Raw genomic sequence first — 17,832 nt, 5'->3', positions numbered from 1 at the left:
CGGCGATCCCTGCATCCTGATCGGAGCAATCACCAAAGACCGGGCCGTAACAGGGACCTCGTGCGCCCCGGAAAACACCACACGGAGGAGGTTATGAAAGTAAAGCGCCTGCTGCCTGCCCTCATGCTGGGGCTGGCCCTGTCGACAGCGCCGGCCGCTCTCAGTCCGGCATTCGCCGAAACGCCTGCGGACACGCTGGTCGTGGCCGACGTGATCGACGATGTCATCACCCTCGACCCGCATGAAGTCAGCGAGATCGGCGGTGTTCTGACCACCAATCAGGTCTATCAGACCCTGGTCAGCTATGACGTCAACGATCCCACCCAGATCTTCGGCGTGCTCGCCGAAAGCTGGGAAGTGGCCGAAGATGGGGTGACCTTCACCTTCCACATGAACCCGGATGCCAAATTCGCTTCCGGCAATCCGGTTACTGCCGAGGATGCGGAATATTCGATCCGCCGCATCGTGAAGATGAACAAGCGTTCCGCCTTCATCATCACCCAGTTCGGTTTTACCCCGGAAAATGTGGATGAGTGGGTCAAGGCGACCGACGAGAACACTCTCGTCGTGAAGATCGCCGAACCCTACGCTCCGAGCTTCCTGCTCTATTGCCTGTCCTCCTATGCCTCGGCGATTGTCGAGAAGGCGGCTGTCGAAGAGCATGTCGAAGGCGACGATTTCGGTAACGCCTGGCTCAAGAACGGCGTGCCCTCGGTCGGCTCCGGCCCTTATATCGTCTCACGCTGGGACCCCAAGGAAGCCATCGTTCTCGAACGCAACGACAATTTCTGGGGCGAGCCCGCACCGCTGCAGCGCATCATCATCCGCCATGTGGGTGAAAGCGCGACCCAGCGCCTGCTGCTCGAACAGGGCGATATCGACATCGCCAACAAGCTGACCCCGGATGACCACGACGCTTTGGCCTCGAATGACGAGATCAAGAAGCTCGAGGGTCTGTCGGCGACCATCTACTATATGGGTCTGAATGTTCGCAACGAAGCACTCGGCAATGACAAGTTCCGCGAGGCCATGAAGTACCTCGTCGATTATCAAGGCATTGTCGACACCATCTCCCGCGGCACCATGGAAGTTCACCAGACCATGATCCCGCGCGGGTTCCTGGGGGCGACCGACTACAACCCCTATAGCTACGACCTTGAAAAGGCGAAGGCTCTCATTGAGGAATCCGGTCTTGAAACCCCGGTCGATCTCGGTGTCGTCGTCTGGAATTCGCCCCCGTACACGGACTTTGCCCAGGCCGCCCAGGCGACCATGGCGCCGGCGGGCGTGAACCTCAATCTCGAAGTCGTCGACGGTTCGCAGTGGCTTTCGCGCTACCGCAATGCCGACCTCGACATCTGGATGGGGCTGTGGGGCCCGGATTATCCCGATCCCCATTCCAACGCCAAGGCCTTCTCGGTCAATGTCGAGGATGCCCCGGACGGGTCCGAAGGTCTGGCCGACCGCTTCGGCTGGGATGCGGGCGATCTCTCGCCGCGCACCATGGAAGCGGTGCGTGAGCTCGACACCCAGAAGCGCCAGGAAATGTATGAGGAAATCCAGAAGGAGCATACCGATACTTCGCCCTTCCTCTACATGTTCCAGGAACTTCGGGCCGTCGGCGTGCGCTCGAATGTCGAAGGCATCGTGCTCGGCACCACCTTCGCAGACGACCGCTATTGGAACGTGACCAAATAAGCTAGGCTGATCCTGGCGAGTGTCCCGGCGGGCCGCGTGCCCGCCGGGGCTTTTTTCAATCCCTGCCGGCGCGGAACTTCACTATGGGACAATCGCGACTGTGGCGGGCGGTGCGCCGTCTGGCGGATGGCGCCCTGACCGTGGCCATCACCCTTTTGGGGCTGGTGGCGCTGACTTTCTTCATCGGCCGCATCGTGCCGATCGATCCTGTCCTCACCATTGTGGGGGAAAAGGCGCCCCAGGCGGTCTATGACCGGGTCTTTATCGAGCTCGGGCTCGACAAGCCGCTTTACGAACAGTTCTTCGTCTATCTCGGCGAGGTTATCCGCGGCGATCTCGGCACCTCTTTCGTGACCACGCGTCCCGTGATCGTCGATATCGGGCGGTTCTTCCCCGCCACGTTCGAACTGGCCACGCTCGGCATCGTGCTCGGCATCATCCTCGGGGTGCCCGCCGGCGTCGTTGCCGCGGTCAACCGCGAGAAATGGCCCGACCATCTGATCCGTGTCATCGGCCTGATCGGCTATTCCGTGCCGATTTTCTGGCTCTCGTTGATGGCGCTGCTGGTCTTCTACGCCCGCCTCGAATGGGTCGGCGGCCCCGGCCAGCTCGATATCTCCTACCAGTATTCCTATACCCGTGTTACCGGGCTCGTGCTGGTCGATACCGCTATGTCCGGCGACTTCGCGGTCTTCGCCAATGCGCTGAGCCACATCATCCTGCCCGCGATCCTGCTGGGCTACTATTCCATGGCCTATATCTCGCGCATGACGCGCTCGCTCATGCTCGAGCAGCTCAACGCCGAATACGTGCTGACTGCCCGCATAAAGGGCCTGCGCGAGGCGGTGGTCGTCACCCGTCACGCGCTCAGGAACGCTGCCATCCCGCTCGTCACCGTGATTGCGCTCAGCTACGGCATGCTGCTCGAAGGCTCGGTGCTGATCGAGACGGTCTTCGCCTGGCCCGGCCTTGGCAATTACATCGCCTCCTCGCTGCTATCCGGTGACATGGAAGCGGTGCTCGGCGGCACCCTGGTTGTCGGGGCGATCTTCGTGTTTCTCAATGTCGCGTCGGATGCGCTTTATCGCGTGCTCGACCCGCGTTCGCGATAGGAGGGGAAAATGGCTGACCTGACCCCCGAACAGACCGGCGCCCGCGCCTCCCTCGCCGAAGCGCGCTGGGCCGAATTCAAGAGCTTTGCAAAGCGTTTTGGCCGCAACCGGCTCGGCATGATCGGCTTTTCGATCACCGTGTTGCTGGTCGTCGCCGCCGCGCTGGCGCCCTGGCTTGCGACCCACGATCCCTATTTGCCTTCGCTGACCGCACGGCTCACACCGCCGGGCGCCGAATACTGGCTTGGCTCGGACGAACTGGGCCGGGACATATACTCGCGGATCCTGCATGGCGCGCGGCTGACCCTGTTCATCGTGTTGCTGGTCATCGTCACTTCCGCACCGATCGGGCTTCTGGTCGGCATCACCGCGGGTTATTTCGGCGGCTGGACCGACCGCATCTTCATGCGCATCACCGATGTGTTCCTCGCCATCCCGAAACTCCTGCTGGCTTTGGCCTTTGTCGCTGTGCTCGGCCCGGGCATCGTCAATGCGGCACTGGCGATCACCTTGACCGCATGGCCGCCCTATGCACGCCTCGCCCGCGCCGAAACCCTGATGATCCGCAATTCCGATTACGTGGCCGCGATCCGGCTCGCGGGGGCCTCGCCGCTCCGCATCATGGTTCGTCATGTGGCGCCCTTGTGCCTGTCTTCGGTCATTGTGCGCATGACCTTCGACATGGCTGGCATCATCCTGATTGCAGCGGGTCTCGGCTTTATCGGCCTGGGTGCCCAGCCGCCCCTGCCCGAATGGGGGGCGATGATTGCCACCGGCCGCAAATTCATCTTCGATCAGTGGTGGGTTGCCGCCATGCCGGGTCTGGCGATCTTCATCGTCTGCCTTGGCTTCAACCTTCTTGGCGACGCGCTGCGTGACCTGCTCGATCCGCATTTGAGGCAACGCCCATGACCGGCAAGCTCGTGGAAATCGACGATCTTCGTGTAGCCTTCCGCCAGGAGGACGGTTCTTATGCCGAGGCCGTGCGCGGGGTCGGCTTCACGCTCGGACGCGAAAAGCTCGGCATCGTCGGCGAATCCGGTTCCGGCAAGAGCCTGACCGGGCGTTCGCTGATGGGCATATTGCCCAAGACAGCAAGGGTGAGCGCCAGGACCCTGCGCTTCGACGGAAACGATGTGTTGAGCGCGCCCGCCGAGACCATGCGCAAGCTGCGCGGTTCGCGCATCGGCATGATCCTGCAGGACCCCAAATATTCGCTCAACCCCGTCATGCGGGTCGGCCGCCAGATCGTTGAATCGATCCGCGCCGGTGACCCGAAGATCGGCAAGACGGATGCGGAAAAAATCGCCATCGACATGCTCGAGGCGGTGCAGATCCGCGATCCCGAGCGGGTCTTCCGGGCCTATCCGCATGAGGTGTCGGGCGGCATGGGCCAGCGCGTCATGATCGCCATGATGCTGGTGCGCGAGCCGGACCTTCTGATCGCCGATGAGCCCACCTCGGCGCTGGATGTGACCGTACAGGCCCGGGTGCTCGATATTCTCGATGAACTGGTGACCCGCCGGAATATGGGGCTCATCTTCATCTCCCACGACCTCGGGCTTGTCAGCCGGTTCTGCGACCGGGTGATCGTCATGTATGCGGGCCAGGTGGTCGAGGAGATCGCGGCAAAGGACCTCGAAAACGCCACGCATCCATATACCCAAGGGTTGCTCAACTGCATGCCGCGGATCAACGGGTCGCTCGAGCCGCTGCCCGTGCTCGACCGTGACCCCGCCTGGCTGGCCGAAACCGGAGGCGCCAAGTGATCGAGATCGAAAACCTCAATGTCTGGTTCGGCGAGGGGCCCGACCGTGTCGATGCGGTCAAGAATGTCTCCATTTCCGTGGGTGAAGGTGAAAGCTTCGGGCTTGTCGGGGAATCCGGTTCGGGAAAATCGACCATTTTGCGCGCCGCCATGGGATTGGCCCCAACCTGGTCGGGCCGCATCTCGATCGGCGGCATCGACGCCCGCTCGGGCGACCGCCGGCAATTCCTCAAGACGGTGCAGATGGTGTTCCAGGACCCCTATGCCTCGCTGCATCCGCGCTATGTGATCGGCGAGGCGATTGCCGAACCCATGCGCATCAACAAGATCCCGGACTCCGAGGCGCGCACCGACCGGCTGCTCGAAGCGATCGGGCTGACCCCGGCGCATCGCTTCCGCTATCCGCACGAGCTGTCCGGCGGTCAGCGCCAGCGCGTGGCGGTCGCCCGCGCCCTCTCGCTCGATCCCAAGGTACTGTTGCTCGATGAGCCGACCTCGGCGCTCGATGTGTCGATCCAGGCCGAGATTCTCAACCTTCTCAACCGGCTCAAAAAGGAGCTGGGGCTGACCTTCATGATCGTCAGCCACGACCTCGCCGTCGTCAGCTATATGTGTGAGCGCCTGGCGGTGATGGCCCATGGCGAGATTGTCGAGGTGATGGACCGCGAGACCCTGAGATCGGGCGAGGCGAAAGAGCAGTACACCCGCGACCTGATCGCCGCGAGCGTGTGAGGCGGCTAGGCTTTCGTGAGGGCCGGTGTCAGGCTCCGGCCAGCAAGCCGCCAACCGCTAGCATCGAGAGCGTCACCGCCATAGCATAGCCGGTCAGTACCGCCACGGCGCCGGTATGCTCGGGTTTCAGCCCGCGGGCCACGAAGATCAACAGGATCGGCAACCAGTCGAGCGCATAGCGCTGGGCGCTGTACTGCGAGAACCCGTTCGAATGATAGAACAGGGTCAGTCCTAGAATGAGCGCGGCGGTCCCGAACCCGAAGAGGAACCGGCGGTCCCAGGGCGCCAGGAACGCCAGCAGCAGCACCGGGGCGACCAGGAACACCGACGCGCCGTTTGAATCGAACCCGGTCATTTCGGTCAGATAGGGGCCGCCGAACTGGATATGCGGGCCGGAGATGAACATGTAGACGGCGTTGAACAGGAAATAGGCGGGCGAAAACAGCCCGATATCCTGGACCCGTCCGTTGATGAACGAGTTGATCTCGTTGGTCTCCCCGAAAAGCGTCGGGTCCATATATTGGTACCCGGTCTCCATCGGTGCGCCGAAGCGCAGATAGTTATAGGTCAGGTAGACCGCGATGGCGGCGAGCGGGAAGGCGGCAAGCCTGAGCCCGCGTCCGATGGTCGCCCAGTCGATGCGGAACAGCGGCGTCTCGTCATCGAGCAGCAGCACATAGAGAAACGGCAGGTAGAGGATCGACATCTGCCGGCACAAAAACGCCATGCCGATGAACAGCCCGGTCAGTACCGCGCTTCTGAGATTGAGCGCCGAGAACAGCGCCGCCGAGACGAACACGAACCCCCAGAGCTGGGCAAAGAACCACACATGATCGCCGCGTATGGTCACGAAGGCGAGCGGGGTCGCAAACAAGGTCAAAAGCATGATGACCGAGGTCAGCGACCGATGGTCGGTGAGCTTGAGACCGATCCGCCACCACATCAGGGCAATGAGGCCGAAGCCCAGAAGCGACACCGGCACGAAGAACTGAAAATCGACCCCGAACAGCGCCACAAAAGGCAGGGCGATGACCCCCGGCATGGGCGGGAAGATGATGAAGGTCTTGCCGTCGAAGGCGGCGCAATCAGCATCGAAACATGCCTCGACATCGAACCGGCCCTGCAGCCAGGCATCAGCCATCAACGCATAGGAATTGCTGCCCGGCGCTTCCCGCAGCACGGCGAGCGCAAAGATCGCCAGAAAGGCGAGAACGAGGGCGCCAAGCACGCCGATCAGGGTCACGCGTTTGAGGGTCATGATAGGCGTCCTTCACGCTGGCCCGCGCTGAGCGAGAAAGTCAGCGTCTTGTGGCCGAAGAAGTTGACGACGGCGCCGACCCCGATGGCGATGCCATGGGCCAGCGCTTCGCGGATCGGTTCCGCATAGGGCATGCCGGTCTGCGCGGAAATCAGCATCAGGGTCAGGGCAAGCACCACAACCGCGCCGACCAGGTTGACCGCCAGGAAGATCGTCGCCTGCTGGGTGACGGGTCGGCTCGATCCTGGAAAGACGAACTGCCGGTAAAGCGTGAAGCCCACCGACATGCCAATGGCATAGGCAAGGATCACCGCCGCCTCGATCGGCAGCGCCAGCGACAGAGGGATGCGGATCAGCCAGTTGACCGCCGCCGCGAACCCGCCCAGCGCCAGGAAGCGAATGACCTGGTTCTGGAAAAGGCGCTCGATCGGCCCGCTCATATCAGCCAACCCCAGAGGAAGGCCGCCCCCATGATGCCGCCCAGCCCGATACTGACCTTGTCGCGAATAGCGAAGGCGACCGGATCGTCATTGAGCTGTTCGCGGTGGCACAACAGCCAGATCCGCGAGATCCACATGAACAACACCGCCGGGAACACCCAGAGCATGACCGGGGTCTTGTAGATCGTGGCCGCATACACATCGTTCATGATGTAGAGCACCATGATCGAGACCGCGCCCATGCCCGCGGCAATCCCCATGGAAAGAACGAAGCCTGCATCGGTCCCGAGATAACCGCGTCCATTGACGGCTTTGCGGCCATTGGCCACCGAGCGCTGGATTTCGGTCTGCCGCTTGGCAAACGACAGCGAGCCGAACAGGAACATCGAGAAAACCAGAAGCCAGGGCGAGGGCTCGACCGCGATCGCCGCAATGCCGATGCCGATGCGCAGGGTGAACAACACCGCCAGCGCGAAGACATCGACGATGGGCTGGCGCTTTAAATAGAACGAATAGCTCAAGGTGAGCGCCATATAGCCGACGATCAGCCCGAGCGCGGGCAGGCCAAGCGTGTTGGCGAGCGCCAGCGCCACGGCAATCAGCCCGGCGGCCGCAACCACGCCGTGCTTGAGCGCGATCACCCCGGCGGCGAGCGGGCGATTACGCTTGCTCCAATGCGCCCGGTCGTCGGCCAGATCGGCCAGATCGTTGACGAGATAGGTCCCGGACGCCATCAGCGACATGACCGCAAAGGCGATCAGCGACTGGATGAGCGCGGCCGGGTTTGTCGCCATGCCCGAAAGCACCAGCGGCACGAAAACCAGGGCATTCTTGGCCCATTGATGAACCCGCAGCGCCTTGGCCCATTGCCGCAGCCCGACCTTGGGGCGTTCGAAGACGGCCTCGATCGGCTTGCCCAGCGTCAGGGCACGGCGGGTCGTGGTGGCCGAGGTGCCCACCAGGATGATCGAGCTGGCCTCCGGCCACACGGTCAGATCCGCTGGCGAATCTCCTGCATAGGCGAACCCGGCGGGGAAATGTTCCGTCAGTGCCCTGGCCTTTGAGGCGCCCTTGAGATTGGTGGTGCCATCGCTGGCGATGACGAAATCGACAAAGTCGAACCGCCGCGCCAGCCGCCGGGCGACCAGTTCGTCGGCAGCGGTGGCCAGCCCGACCCTGCGGCCCTGATCATGGGCGTCCTTGGCATATTCGGCCAGGTCTTCATTGACCGGCAAATGGTCTGTCGACAGGGGCACGTTTTCGCTCAGCCTGCGCTTGAGCATCGCCTTGCCCTGCATCAGCCAGCCGAACACCTTGAAGATCCGCAAGGGGTTGCCTTTGATATAGGCGACCACGGATTCGTGCAGGATATCGGTCTTGATGAGGGTGTTGTCGACGTCGAGCACAAGCGGTGCGAGACCGGCTTGGTCGGAAAAGGAATCCGTCGAGGTCAAGTAAGGTTTGAGCATGGTGCCGCCGCCAGCTGTTTGACCGCACCATAGGCCTCGCGGGGACCTCGAGAAACGCTAACCCCTTGTTAACCTGAACTGATAAAGCTTTAACGAAGGCCCGATCCGACGGCGGAACACTCAGTCGAAGGTGATCTCTTCGCCCTGATTGTCCCACATGCGCACGATCGAACACTCGATCAGCCATTCGCTCTCGCACTTGACCGCCACCGCCTTCTCGAGCTGTGCCCGGTCGTTCCATCCGCAGGCCACTTCATGCCAGTGAAGGCCCTCCTGGTGCTGCATGAAGATGTCTGCCGTCCAACCCGCCGGGTAGCACCAGTTTGTCCTCAGGCAATCGGAGGGCCCGAGCCCGCTTTCCTCCATGCAGGCCTGCCGCGCACAGGCGAGGGTGGCGTCCGCCCCTTCGCCAAAACACACGCCCATGCCGGCCTCCGGCGCCTGGGCCACGCCGACCCCGATCTGCTGCGCCTGGGCAGGCAGGGCGGAAACGAGCGCCAACAGGGCAATAGCGGCGAAGCGAATGAATGACGGCATGATGGCTCTCCCTTGAGACAAGGCAGATTAGCCGAGGGGTTGGGTGCCCGCCACCACCATCTAGACGATCGTATAGGGCACGATCTCGCGATGATCGGGTGTGATCTCGATCCGGGCTGCAACCGGGGGCACCGAGCGCTGCGCGCAGTCGCGCCGCTCGCAAATGCGGCAGGAAATACCGATGGGGTCGAACCGCGCTTCGCTCGAGAGATCGAGGTCTTCGGCATAGACCAGCCGGTCGGCATCCGAGACCGCGCAGCCAAGCGCATAGGCATAGCGCCGGACAGGGCCGCGAAAGCCTCCGAGCCGCTTTTCCTGCGCCCATGCCAGGCACAGATAGCGCTGGCCATCGGGGGTCTCGGCCCGCTGGCGGATGATTTGCCCATGCGCCTCGAAGGCCCGATGGACGTTCCACAGGGGGCAGGCGCCGCCAAACCGCGCGAACTGTAGCGGTGTCGCCGAATGGCGCTTGGTGATGGTACCTGCCGCATCGACCCGCGCAAAAAAGAACGGCACCCCGCGCTGCCCGGTGCGTTGCAGCGTCGACAGGCGATGCCCGACCTGTTCAAGGCTGGCCGAGAATCGCTGGCTCAGCTCCTCGATATCGTAGCGTAGCGCCTCGGCGGCATTGAGAAACCGGCCATAGGGCATGCTCAGCGCCCCGGCGAAATAATTGGCGAGCCCCAAACGCGCGATGTCGCGCGCTTCCTCTGTCTTGAACCGAGCTTCCTCAACGATGCGGTCAATGGCGGTCTTTTGTTCCATCAGCGCCAGTTGCGCCGCGATCTGGAAGAACCGGCTGGGCTCTTCGAGCCGTCCATTCAGCCGCAGCACCCGGGTGCCGCGGTCGAAATCGCGCATCAGCATCGCCCCGCGCGGGGCCATGGTCTCGATCCGGATTTCATGGGTTTCAGCCACATAGGCCATCAGCCGGTCCAGCGGGTCGCCCGCTTCAAGTCCGATCTCGGCGGCCAGGGCCTCGGCCGCGCGGTCGAGCGAATCCACATAATTGTTGGCGTAGTGAAAGAAGTCCCGGACTTCTTCATAGGGGCTTTTCATGGGCTCGCCGCCTGGCCCCGTCATCGCTGCATCAAGGCTCGCCAGCCGCTCTGTGCCCTTGCGATAGGCTTCATAGAGCCGCAACAGCGCCTGCGCCGTATCGGGTGCTGTGGAGGCCACGGATTTGAGCTCCTGCAACCCGGGGATCGCATCGCCGAACACCGGGTCCGCCATCACCTCGCGCAAATCCTTGACGATCCGGTCGGCATTGTCGGCCAAAAGATCGGTGAGATCGAGATTGAACTTCTCGACAAGGCTCAACATGACCGAGGCTGTGATCGGGCGCTGATTGCTCTCCATCTGGTTGACATAGGAGGGCGAGACCTCGAGCCGTTCGGCCAATTGGGTCTGGGTCAGCCGGTTCTGCGTCCGCAGCGCCCTTAGCTTGGCGCCGGCAAAGACCTTGCGCTTGCTCATGGTCTTGGTCTTTCACAATTTCACATTGTTACAGGATAAACCCGGTGTGATTGTAACACATTGACCTGTTTCCGTCTCGGTCTGACCGGTACAAACCGCTAGGCTTTCCCGTAGCGCGCTGTGGGGAGGCTGTTTCATGCAGGAAATCATCAAGGCACTCGAAGAACGCCGCGCCGGGGCACGGCTCGGAGGTGGCTCCCGAGCGCTGCCAGGCGAAGTGGGAACCGGTTCGCCGGTTCGGCAGCGCGAGCACTAAGGGGGAGCTGCTATGCAGGAAATCATCAAGGCACTCGAAGAACGCCGCGCAGGGGCCCGACTAGGAGGCGGCCAAAGACGCATCGACACCCAGCACGGCAAGGGCAAGCTCACCGCCCGCGAACGCATCGAGGTGTTGCTCGATCCCGGCAGCTTCGAGGAATACGACATGTTCAAGACCCACCGGACCACCGAGTTCGGCATGGGCGAACAGATCGTGCCGGGCGATGGGGTCGTGACCGGCTGGGGCACCATCGACGGGCGGCTGGTCTATGTCTTCTCCCAGGATTTTACCGTCTTCGGCGGCTCGCTGAGCGAAACCCATGCCGAAAAGATCTGCAAGATCATGGATCTGGCGGTGCAAAACGGCGCCCCGGTGATCGGGCTCAACGATTCAGGCGGCGCCCGCATCCAGGAAGGTGTGGCCTCTCTCGGCGGCTATGCCGAAGTGTTCTGGCGCAATGTCCAGGCTTCCGGCGCTGTGCCCCAGATCTCGGTCATCATGGGGCCTTGCGCGGGCGGCGCGGTCTATTCCCCGGCCATGACCGACTTCATCTATATGGTCCGCGACACCTCCTACATGTTCGTGACCGGTCCCGATGTCGTCAAAACCGTCACCAACGAAACCGTCACCCATGAGGAACTGGGCGGCGCCTCCACCCACACACGGGTCTCCTCCGTGGCCGACGCCGCCTTCGACAATGACATCGAGACATTGCTCGAAGTGCGGCGTCTTTTTTCCTACCTGCCCTTGAGCGCCCGCGAGAAGCCGCCCGCCTGGCCGACGGTCGATGTCACCGACAGGGCCGAGCCGAGCCTCGACACCATCATCCCGCCCAATGCCAACACGCCCTATGACATGCATGAGGTCGTGCGCAAGATCGCCGATGAGGGCGAGTTTCTTGAACTCCAGGCCGAGCATGCGCGCAATATCCTCACCGGCTTTGTCCGGCTCGACGGGGAAACGGTGGGCGTGGTCGCCAACCAGCCCATGGTGCTGGCCGGGTGCCTCGATATCGACTCCTCGAAAAAGGCAGCCCGCTTCATCCGCTTTTGCGACGCTTTCGATATCCCCATCCTGACCTTTGTCGACGTACCCGGCTTCTTGCCCGGCACCGCGCAGGAATATGGCGGCATCATCAAGCACGGCGCCAAGCTTCTGTTCGCCTATGCCGAGGCGACCGTCCCCAAGGTCACCGTCATCACCCGCAAGGCCTATGGCGGTGCCTATGACGTCATGGCCTCAAAGCATATCCGCGCCGATGTGAACTATGCATGGCCTTCCGCCGAGATCGCGGTGATGGGCGCCAAGGGCGCATCCGAAATCCTCTACCGCTCCGAATTGGGCGACCCCGACAAGATCGCCAGGCGCACAAAGGACTACGAAGACCGCTTCGCCAATCCCTTCGTCGCCGCCGAGCGCGGCTTCATCGACGATGTCATCATGCCCCACAACACCCGCCGCCGGGTGATCGGCGCCCTGCGCACCCTCAGGAACAAACGCGCCACCACACCGATCAAGAAACACGACAACATTCCGCTGTGAGGGGGAGGGGATGAGTGCCATTGGAACCCCCACCCCTGACCCCTCCCCGCAAGGGGGAGGGGAAGCTGGTGCCGCCACCGCCTCGAAGCCCCACATGCCGACGAGGAAGAAGTTGATGGTCTCTCGCAAACACGTCATCGCTCAAATGCTTGTCGCTTGCCAATCGGCACGGCCCAGCTCCCTCCCCCTTGCGGGGAGGGTTGGGGTGGGGGACGGCCCGAAGGGCCTGCAAAGATGCGTGGGGGACGGCCCGAAGGGCCTGCAAGGATGCGTGGGGGACGGCCCGAAGGACCGACCAAAGAGCGGGGGAATATTGTGATGTCCGTCACCCGCCAACGCCAGATGCGAAACGACCCGACACCTGCGGAAAGAGCGATGTGGCGACTGCTCCACAATTTCAGAGAACTGCATTTTCGGCGCCAGGTGGCACTCGGTCCCTACTTCGCCGACTTCGCCTCTCACAAGGCCGAGCTGGTGATCGAGGTCGACGGCGATACTCACAGCGCTGCAGGTGGACCGGAGCACGATGCGCGCAGAAACGCCTATTTGCAGGAGCGTGGCTTCACGGTCCTTCGCTTCTCAAACCGGGACGTGCTGAATAATCCAGAAGGCGTGTTTGCCGCTCTGGAGGAGCGGTTTTCCGAACTCGACTTATTCTCTGGTACCCCCACCCCTGACCCCTCCCCGCAGGGGGGAGGGGAAGCGGGTGTCGTCAACAGCGAAAACACTCAATTGCCTCCGGAGAAGCCGTGATGGTCGGCGTAACCAGATCTGAAAATGGGTCCGTATACGCTTCCCATTCGGCACAGCCCAACTCCCTCCCCCTTGCGGGGAGGGCTGGGGTGGGGGTTGGCCCGAAGGGCCCGCAAGGAAGCGTGGAGGACGGCCCTCAAGGATGCTTGGGGGTCGGCCCGAAGGGCGCACAAGTCACCAAGGAGCCTTTCTGATGTTCTCCAAGATTCTCATCGCCAATCGGGGCGAGATTGCCTGCCGGGTCATCAAGACCGCGCGCGAGATGGGCATTGCCACCGTCGCGGTCTATTCCGATGCCGACAGGGAAGCGCTGCATGTGAAAATGGCCGACGAGGCCGTGCATATCGGCGGCTCGCCGGCATCCGAGAGCTATCTGCTCGGGGATCGGATCCTCAAGGCCTGCGCCGAGACCGGCGCCGAGGCTGTGCATCCGGGCTATGGCTTCCTCTCGGAGAACACCAGATTTGCCGAGGCCTGTGCCAAGGCGGGCGTGACCTTTATCGGCCCGCCCCCCGGCGCCATCGCCGATATGGGCGACAAGATCACCAGTAAGAAGATCGCCGCCGAGGCCGGCGTCTCCACCGTGCCCGGCTATATGGGATTGATCGCGGATGCCGATGAGGCGGTCAGAATCGCCAATGAGATCGGTTATCCGGTGATGATCAAGGCCAGTGCCGGTGGTGGTGGCAAGGGCATGCGCATCGCCTGGGACGATGAGGAGGCGCGCGAAGGCTTCGAGCGCTCGAAATCGGAGGCCGCTTCGAGCTTTGGCGACGATCGCATCTTCATCGAGAAGTTCGTCACCAACCCCCGCCATATCGAAATCCAGGTGCTGGCCGACGGGCACGGCAATGCCGTCTATCTCGGCGAACGCGAATGCTCGATCCAGCGCCGCAACCAGAAGGTGATCGAAGAGGCACCGTCACCTTTCCTCGATGAGGCGACCCGCAAGGCCATGGGCGAGCAGGCGGTCGCGCTGGCCCAGGCCGTTGATTATCAGAGCGCCGGAACGGTTGAATTCATCGTTGATGGCGACAAGAACTTCTATTTCCTCGAGATGAACACCCGCCTGCAGGTCGAACACCCGGTGACCGAACTGATCACCGGTCTCGATCTGGTCGAGTTGATGCTGCGCGTCGCCGCCGGCGAAAAGCTGCCCGTCACCCAGGCCGATGTGAAGCTCAATGGATGGGCCATCGAAAGCCGCATCTATGCCGAGGACCCGTACCGGAACTTCCTGCCCTCGACAGGCCGGCTGACCCGCTATCGCCCACCCGCCGAAATGGCCTCGGGCACCGAGATCGTCCGCAATGATACAGGGGTGTTTGAGGGCGGGGAAATCTCGACCTTTTACGATCCGATGATCGCCAAGCTCTGCTCCTGGGCGCCGGACCGGATCGCCGCCATCGACGTGATGCAAAAGGCGCTCGACGGCTTCGAGCTCGAAGGGATCGGGCACAATGTGCCCTTCCTCCAGGCCGTGATGAGCCAGGCCCGGTTCCGTGACGGGGCGCTGACCACGGGCTATATCGCCGAGGAATTCCCTGACGGGTTCTCCGGGGTCGAGCACGACCCCGAATCCCTGCGCAAACTCGGTGCCATGGCGCTCGCCGCAGTGCATCAGCGCCAGCGCCGCGCCCATACCAATGCCGATTTACCGGAAATGGCGGTCATGGTGGGCGACGCGCGCTGGGACTATGCGGTCGAGGAAGAGGCCGGCAAGCTGACCCTGTTCCACGACGATCATGAGCCGATCATCCTGCGCACCGGCTGGACGCCGGTCGATGCCACCATGACAGCCATCGTCAATGACGAGGAGATCACCGCGCGTTTGAGCCTCACGACATCGGGTGCTCGCATTCGCTGGCGCGGCGCTGACCTCGCCTTCAAGGTCGTGCCGGTGCATATCGCCGACCTCTGGCATCTGATGCCGGTCAAGGCGCCGCCCGATCTCTCCAAGCTCCTGCTTTGCCCGATGCCAGGCCAGGTGGTGCGCATCGATGTGGCCGAAGGCGATGTGGTCGAAGACGGTCAGGTGCTCGCCATTGTCGAGGCCATGAAGATGGAAAACGTCTTGCGCGCTGAAAAACGTGCCCGCGTCGCTTCGATCAAATGCGAGGCCGGGGCCATCCTGGCGGTCGACGAGGTGATCATGGAGTTCGAAGCACCATGAGCATCAAACCTGCCACCTATGAGGCCTGGGCCGCGCTCGCCGAAACCGAGCTGCGCGGCAAGCCGCTCGATGAACTGCTGCACGATTATGGCGGTCTCGACATCCGCCCCGCCTATTTCGCCGGCGACCTGCCCGAGGAGGCGGCAGGCGCCATGCCGGGCGAGGCGCCCTATACCCGCGGTGTGCGGGCGACGATGTATGCCAACCGGCCCTGGACGATCCGGCAATATGCCGGCTTTTCGACCGCCAAGGAGAGCAACGCCTTCTACCGCCAGGCGCTCGAGCGCGGGCAGCGCGGTCTCTCGGTGGCTTTCGATCTCGCCACCCATCGCGGCTATGACAGCGACCATGAGCGCGTGGTTGGTGACGTCGGCAAGGCCGGGGTCGCCATCGACACCATCGAGGATATGAAGGCCCTGTTCGACGGCATTCCGCTTGGCGAAATGAGCGTCTCCATGACCATGAACGGCGCGGTCATCCCGGTGCTGGCCATGTTCATCGGCGCGGGCGAAGAGCAGGGGGTCGATCAGGCCCGGCTTTCGGGGACCATCCAGAATGACATTCTCAAGGAGTTCATGGTCCGCAACACCTATATCTACCCGCCCGAACCCTCGATGCGGATCGTTGGCGACATCATCGCCCACACCGCCGCGCATATGCCGAAATTCAATTCGATCTCGATTTCCGGCTATCACATGCATGAGGCCGGGGCGACCGCGATCCAGGAGCTGGCCTATACGCTGGCCGATGGCGTCGCCTATGTCCGCGCCGCGATGGACCGGGGCCTTGATATCGACAGCTTCGCCCCACGCCTTTCCTTCTTTTTCGGCATCGGCATGAACTTCTTTGTCGAAGTGGCCAAGCTGCGCGCCGCGCGCAAATTGTGGGCCGACATCATGCGCGATCTCGGCGCGAAGGATCCGCGTTCGATGATGCTGCGCACCCATTGCCAGACCTCGGGCGTCTCGCTGACCGAGCAGGACCCGCTCAATAATGTGGTGCGCACGGCCTATGAGGCGATGGCGGCGGTGCTCGGCGGTACCCAGTCGCTGCACACCAACTCTTTCGACGAGGCCATCGCGCTCCCCTCCGAGACCAGTTCTCGCATCGCAAGGAACACCCAGCTGATCCTCGATCATGAGACCGGCGTCTCAGATGTCGTCGACCCGTTGGGTGGCTCCTACTATGTCGAGGCGCTCACCGCGCAACTGGTCGCCAGGTCCGGCGCGATGATCGAGGAGGTCGAGGCCAATGGCGGCATGGTCCACGCCATTGAACAGGGTCTTCCCAAGCGCGAGATCGAAAAGGCCGCTGCCGGGCGGCAGGCCCGGATCGACAAGGGCGAGGATGTGATTGTCGGCGTCAATCGTTATCGCCTCGACAAGCAGGACGCCATCGAGACCCTGAATATCGACAATGCCAAGGTGCGTGCCGACCAGATAGCCAGCATTGAGCAAGTCCGTGCCACCCGCAATGCGGCGGCCTGCGATGCGGCCCTGAAGGCGCTTGAGGACGCGGCGGGAAGCGGCGAGGGGAATTTGCTTGAACTGGCCATCCCCGCCGCCAAGGCCCGCGCGACTTTGGGCGAGATTTCCATGGCCATGGAAAAGGCGTTCGACCGCCACCACGCGACCACCAGCGTGGTGTCCGGGGTCTATGCAGAGGCCTATCGCGGCGATCCGGAATATGCTGCCACGCAGAACAAGATTGCGGGCTTCGCAACAGCCAATGGCCGCCCGCCGGCGATCTATATCGCCAAGCTGGGGCAGGACGGGCACGACCGGGGCGCCAAGGTGATCGCCACCGCCTTTGCCGATCTCGGCTTTCGGGTCGAGATGGGCGAATTGTTCGAAACGCCTCAGGAGGCTGCCGCCCATGCGGTCGAACGCGGCGTCGATGCCATTGGCGCCTCGTCTCTCGCCGCCGGGCACACTCTTCTGGTGCCTGAGCTGATCCAGGCCCTCAAGGCTCAGGGGGCTGAACACATTCTGGTCTTTGCCGGCGGGGTGATCCCCGAACGCGACTATGAGGCCTTGCGCCAGGCCGGCGTCGCCGAGATCTTCGGGCCCGGCACCAATGTGCTCGAAGCCGCCAATGCCGCCCTTGCCCGCATCGAAGGAAGGCCCGTCAACCGATGATCGGCCGTCTCAACCATATCGCCATCGCCGTGCCGGACCTCGATGCCGCGACGGCGCAATATCGCGACACGCTCGGCGCCGAAGTCTCGGCGCCTCAATCCCTGCCCGAGCATGGGGTGACGGTGGTCTTCGTCAATTTGCCCAATACCAAGCTCGAACTGCTCGAGCCGCTTGGAGAAGGCTCGCCGATCGCCGGCTTTCTCGAAAAGAACCCGGCCGGTGGCATGCACCACATCTGTTTCGAAGTCGAGGACATCGCCGCCGCTGCTGCCAAACTGACCGCGGACGGTGCCCGTGTGCTGGGCGATGGTCAGCCCAGGACCGGCGCCCACGGCCTGCCGGTGCTGTTTCTGCATCCCAAGGATTTCAACGGCACGCTGATCGAATTGGAGCAGGCTGAGACAGGGCCTCGATAATCGGAAAATCACCGCTGAAGTGTTGAGGCTTCGTTAAGCACCTGTCCCTATCATGGACAGG

Annotated in this window: 15 protein-coding genes and 1 pseudogene; 11 read left to right on the top strand and 5 right to left on the bottom strand. The window is 62.8% G+C overall.

Going from position 1 to position 17,832, the window contains the following annotated elements; translation table 11 throughout:
• The first annotated feature begins 93 nt into the window (after positions 1-93).
• From G489_RS0114430 to G489_RS22615, 5 genes are all read left to right on the top strand, one after another.
• A complete protein-coding gene (locus G489_RS0114430) occupies positions 94-1,698 on the top strand; it encodes an ABC transporter substrate-binding protein (protein WP_035872833.1) in 1,605 nt (534 codons plus the stop codon).
• A gap of 83 nt (positions 1,699-1,781) precedes the next feature.
• Positions 1,782-2,810 (top strand): ABC transporter permease, encoded by a 1,029-nt coding sequence (locus G489_RS22500; RefSeq protein ID WP_051332673.1) that lies wholly within the window; start codon positions 1,782-1,784, stop codon positions 2,808-2,810.
• A 9-nt stretch (positions 2,811-2,819) separates the two neighbouring features.
• On the top strand, positions 2,820-3,722 hold the full coding sequence (gene nikC, locus G489_RS22495; RefSeq protein ID WP_029042123.1) for a nickel transporter permease: 903 nt from the start codon (positions 2,820-2,822) through the stop codon (positions 3,720-3,722).
• Positions 3,719-4,579 (top strand): ABC transporter ATP-binding protein, encoded by an 861-nt coding sequence (locus tag G489_RS22620; RefSeq protein WP_029042122.1) that lies wholly within the window; start codon positions 3,719-3,721, stop codon positions 4,577-4,579. Before nikC ends, G489_RS22620 begins: the two co-directional genes overlap by 4 nt.
• The gene (locus G489_RS22615) at positions 4,576-5,310 is read left to right on the top strand and encodes an ABC transporter ATP-binding protein (RefSeq protein WP_029042121.1); all 735 of its coding nucleotides are present in this window, start codon (positions 4,576-4,578) and stop codon (positions 5,308-5,310) included. The genes G489_RS22620 and G489_RS22615 overlap by 4 nt, the downstream gene beginning before the upstream one ends.
• A gap of 28 nt (positions 5,311-5,338) precedes the next feature.
• On the opposite strand, the gene G489_RS0114405 is transcribed toward G489_RS22615, so the two are convergent.
• The 5 genes from G489_RS0114405 to G489_RS0114385 form a co-directional block, all read right to left on the bottom strand.
• A complete protein-coding gene (locus G489_RS0114405) occupies positions 5,339-6,568 on the bottom strand; it encodes a hypothetical protein (RefSeq protein WP_035872832.1) in 1,230 nt (409 codons plus the stop codon).
• Positions 6,565-7,008, bottom strand: a complete 444-nt coding sequence (locus G489_RS20765; protein WP_035872831.1) for a GtrA family protein — start codon at positions 7,006-7,008, stop codon at positions 6,565-6,567. The genes G489_RS0114405 and G489_RS20765 overlap by 4 nt, the downstream gene beginning before the upstream one ends.
• Positions 7,005-8,477: a UbiA family prenyltransferase gene (locus G489_RS20760; protein ID WP_051332672.1), complete on the bottom strand. Its 1,473-nt coding sequence runs from the start codon at positions 8,475-8,477 to the stop codon at positions 7,005-7,007. The genes G489_RS20765 and G489_RS20760 overlap by 4 nt, the downstream gene beginning before the upstream one ends.
• A gap of 120 nt (positions 8,478-8,597) precedes the next feature.
• A complete protein-coding gene (locus G489_RS0114390) occupies positions 8,598-9,014 on the bottom strand; it encodes a hypothetical protein (protein WP_035872830.1) in 417 nt (138 codons plus the stop codon).
• Between the two features lie 60 nt (positions 9,015-9,074).
• Positions 9,075-10,490 (bottom strand): helix-turn-helix domain-containing protein, encoded by a 1,416-nt coding sequence (locus G489_RS0114385; protein WP_029042118.1) that lies wholly within the window; start codon positions 10,488-10,490, stop codon positions 9,075-9,077.
• A 268-nt stretch (positions 10,491-10,758) separates the two neighbouring features.
• On the opposite strand from G489_RS0114385, the gene G489_RS0114375 reads away from it, so the two are divergent.
• The 6 genes and pseudogenes from G489_RS0114375 to mce all read left to right on the top strand — a co-directional run bounded on the left by G489_RS0114375 (position 10,759) and on the right by mce (position 17,771).
• A complete protein-coding gene (locus G489_RS0114375) occupies positions 10,759-12,291 on the top strand; it encodes an acyl-CoA carboxylase subunit beta (protein ID WP_029042117.1) in 1,533 nt (510 codons plus the stop codon).
• Positions 12,292-12,609: 318 nt separating this feature from the next.
• Entirely contained in the window at positions 12,610-13,044 is a 435-nt protein-coding gene (locus tag G489_RS20755; RefSeq protein WP_035872829.1) for an endonuclease domain-containing protein, read from the top strand.
• A gap of 193 nt (positions 13,045-13,237) precedes the next feature.
• A pseudogene (locus G489_RS0114355) lies at positions 13,238-14,971 on the top strand (acetyl-CoA carboxylase biotin carboxylase subunit); the annotation flags it as partial.
• Complete coding sequence (locus G489_RS22915; RefSeq protein WP_455423264.1) at positions 14,972-15,217, top strand: acetyl-CoA carboxylase biotin carboxyl carrier protein subunit; 246 nt, start codon at positions 14,972-14,974, stop codon at positions 15,215-15,217. It abuts the pseudogene before it with no gap.
• 2 nt (positions 15,218-15,219) lie between these two features.
• A complete protein-coding gene (gene scpA / locus G489_RS0114350) occupies positions 15,220-17,355 on the top strand; it encodes a methylmalonyl-CoA mutase (RefSeq protein ID WP_407059836.1) in 2,136 nt (711 codons plus the stop codon).
• On the top strand, positions 17,352-17,771 hold the full coding sequence (gene mce / locus G489_RS0114345; protein WP_029042112.1) for a methylmalonyl-CoA epimerase: 420 nt from the start codon (positions 17,352-17,354) through the stop codon (positions 17,769-17,771). Before scpA ends, mce begins: the two co-directional genes overlap by 4 nt.
• Positions 17,772-17,832: the final 61 nt, after the last annotated feature.

Source organism: Cucumibacter marinus DSM 18995 (assembly GCF_000429865.1).
Taxonomy (GTDB): Bacteria; Pseudomonadota; Alphaproteobacteria; order Rhizobiales; family Devosiaceae; genus Cucumibacter; species Cucumibacter marinus.
The sequence above is the reverse complement of the archived record's forward strand: the minus strand, read 5'-3'. Positions and strand labels throughout refer to the sequence as shown.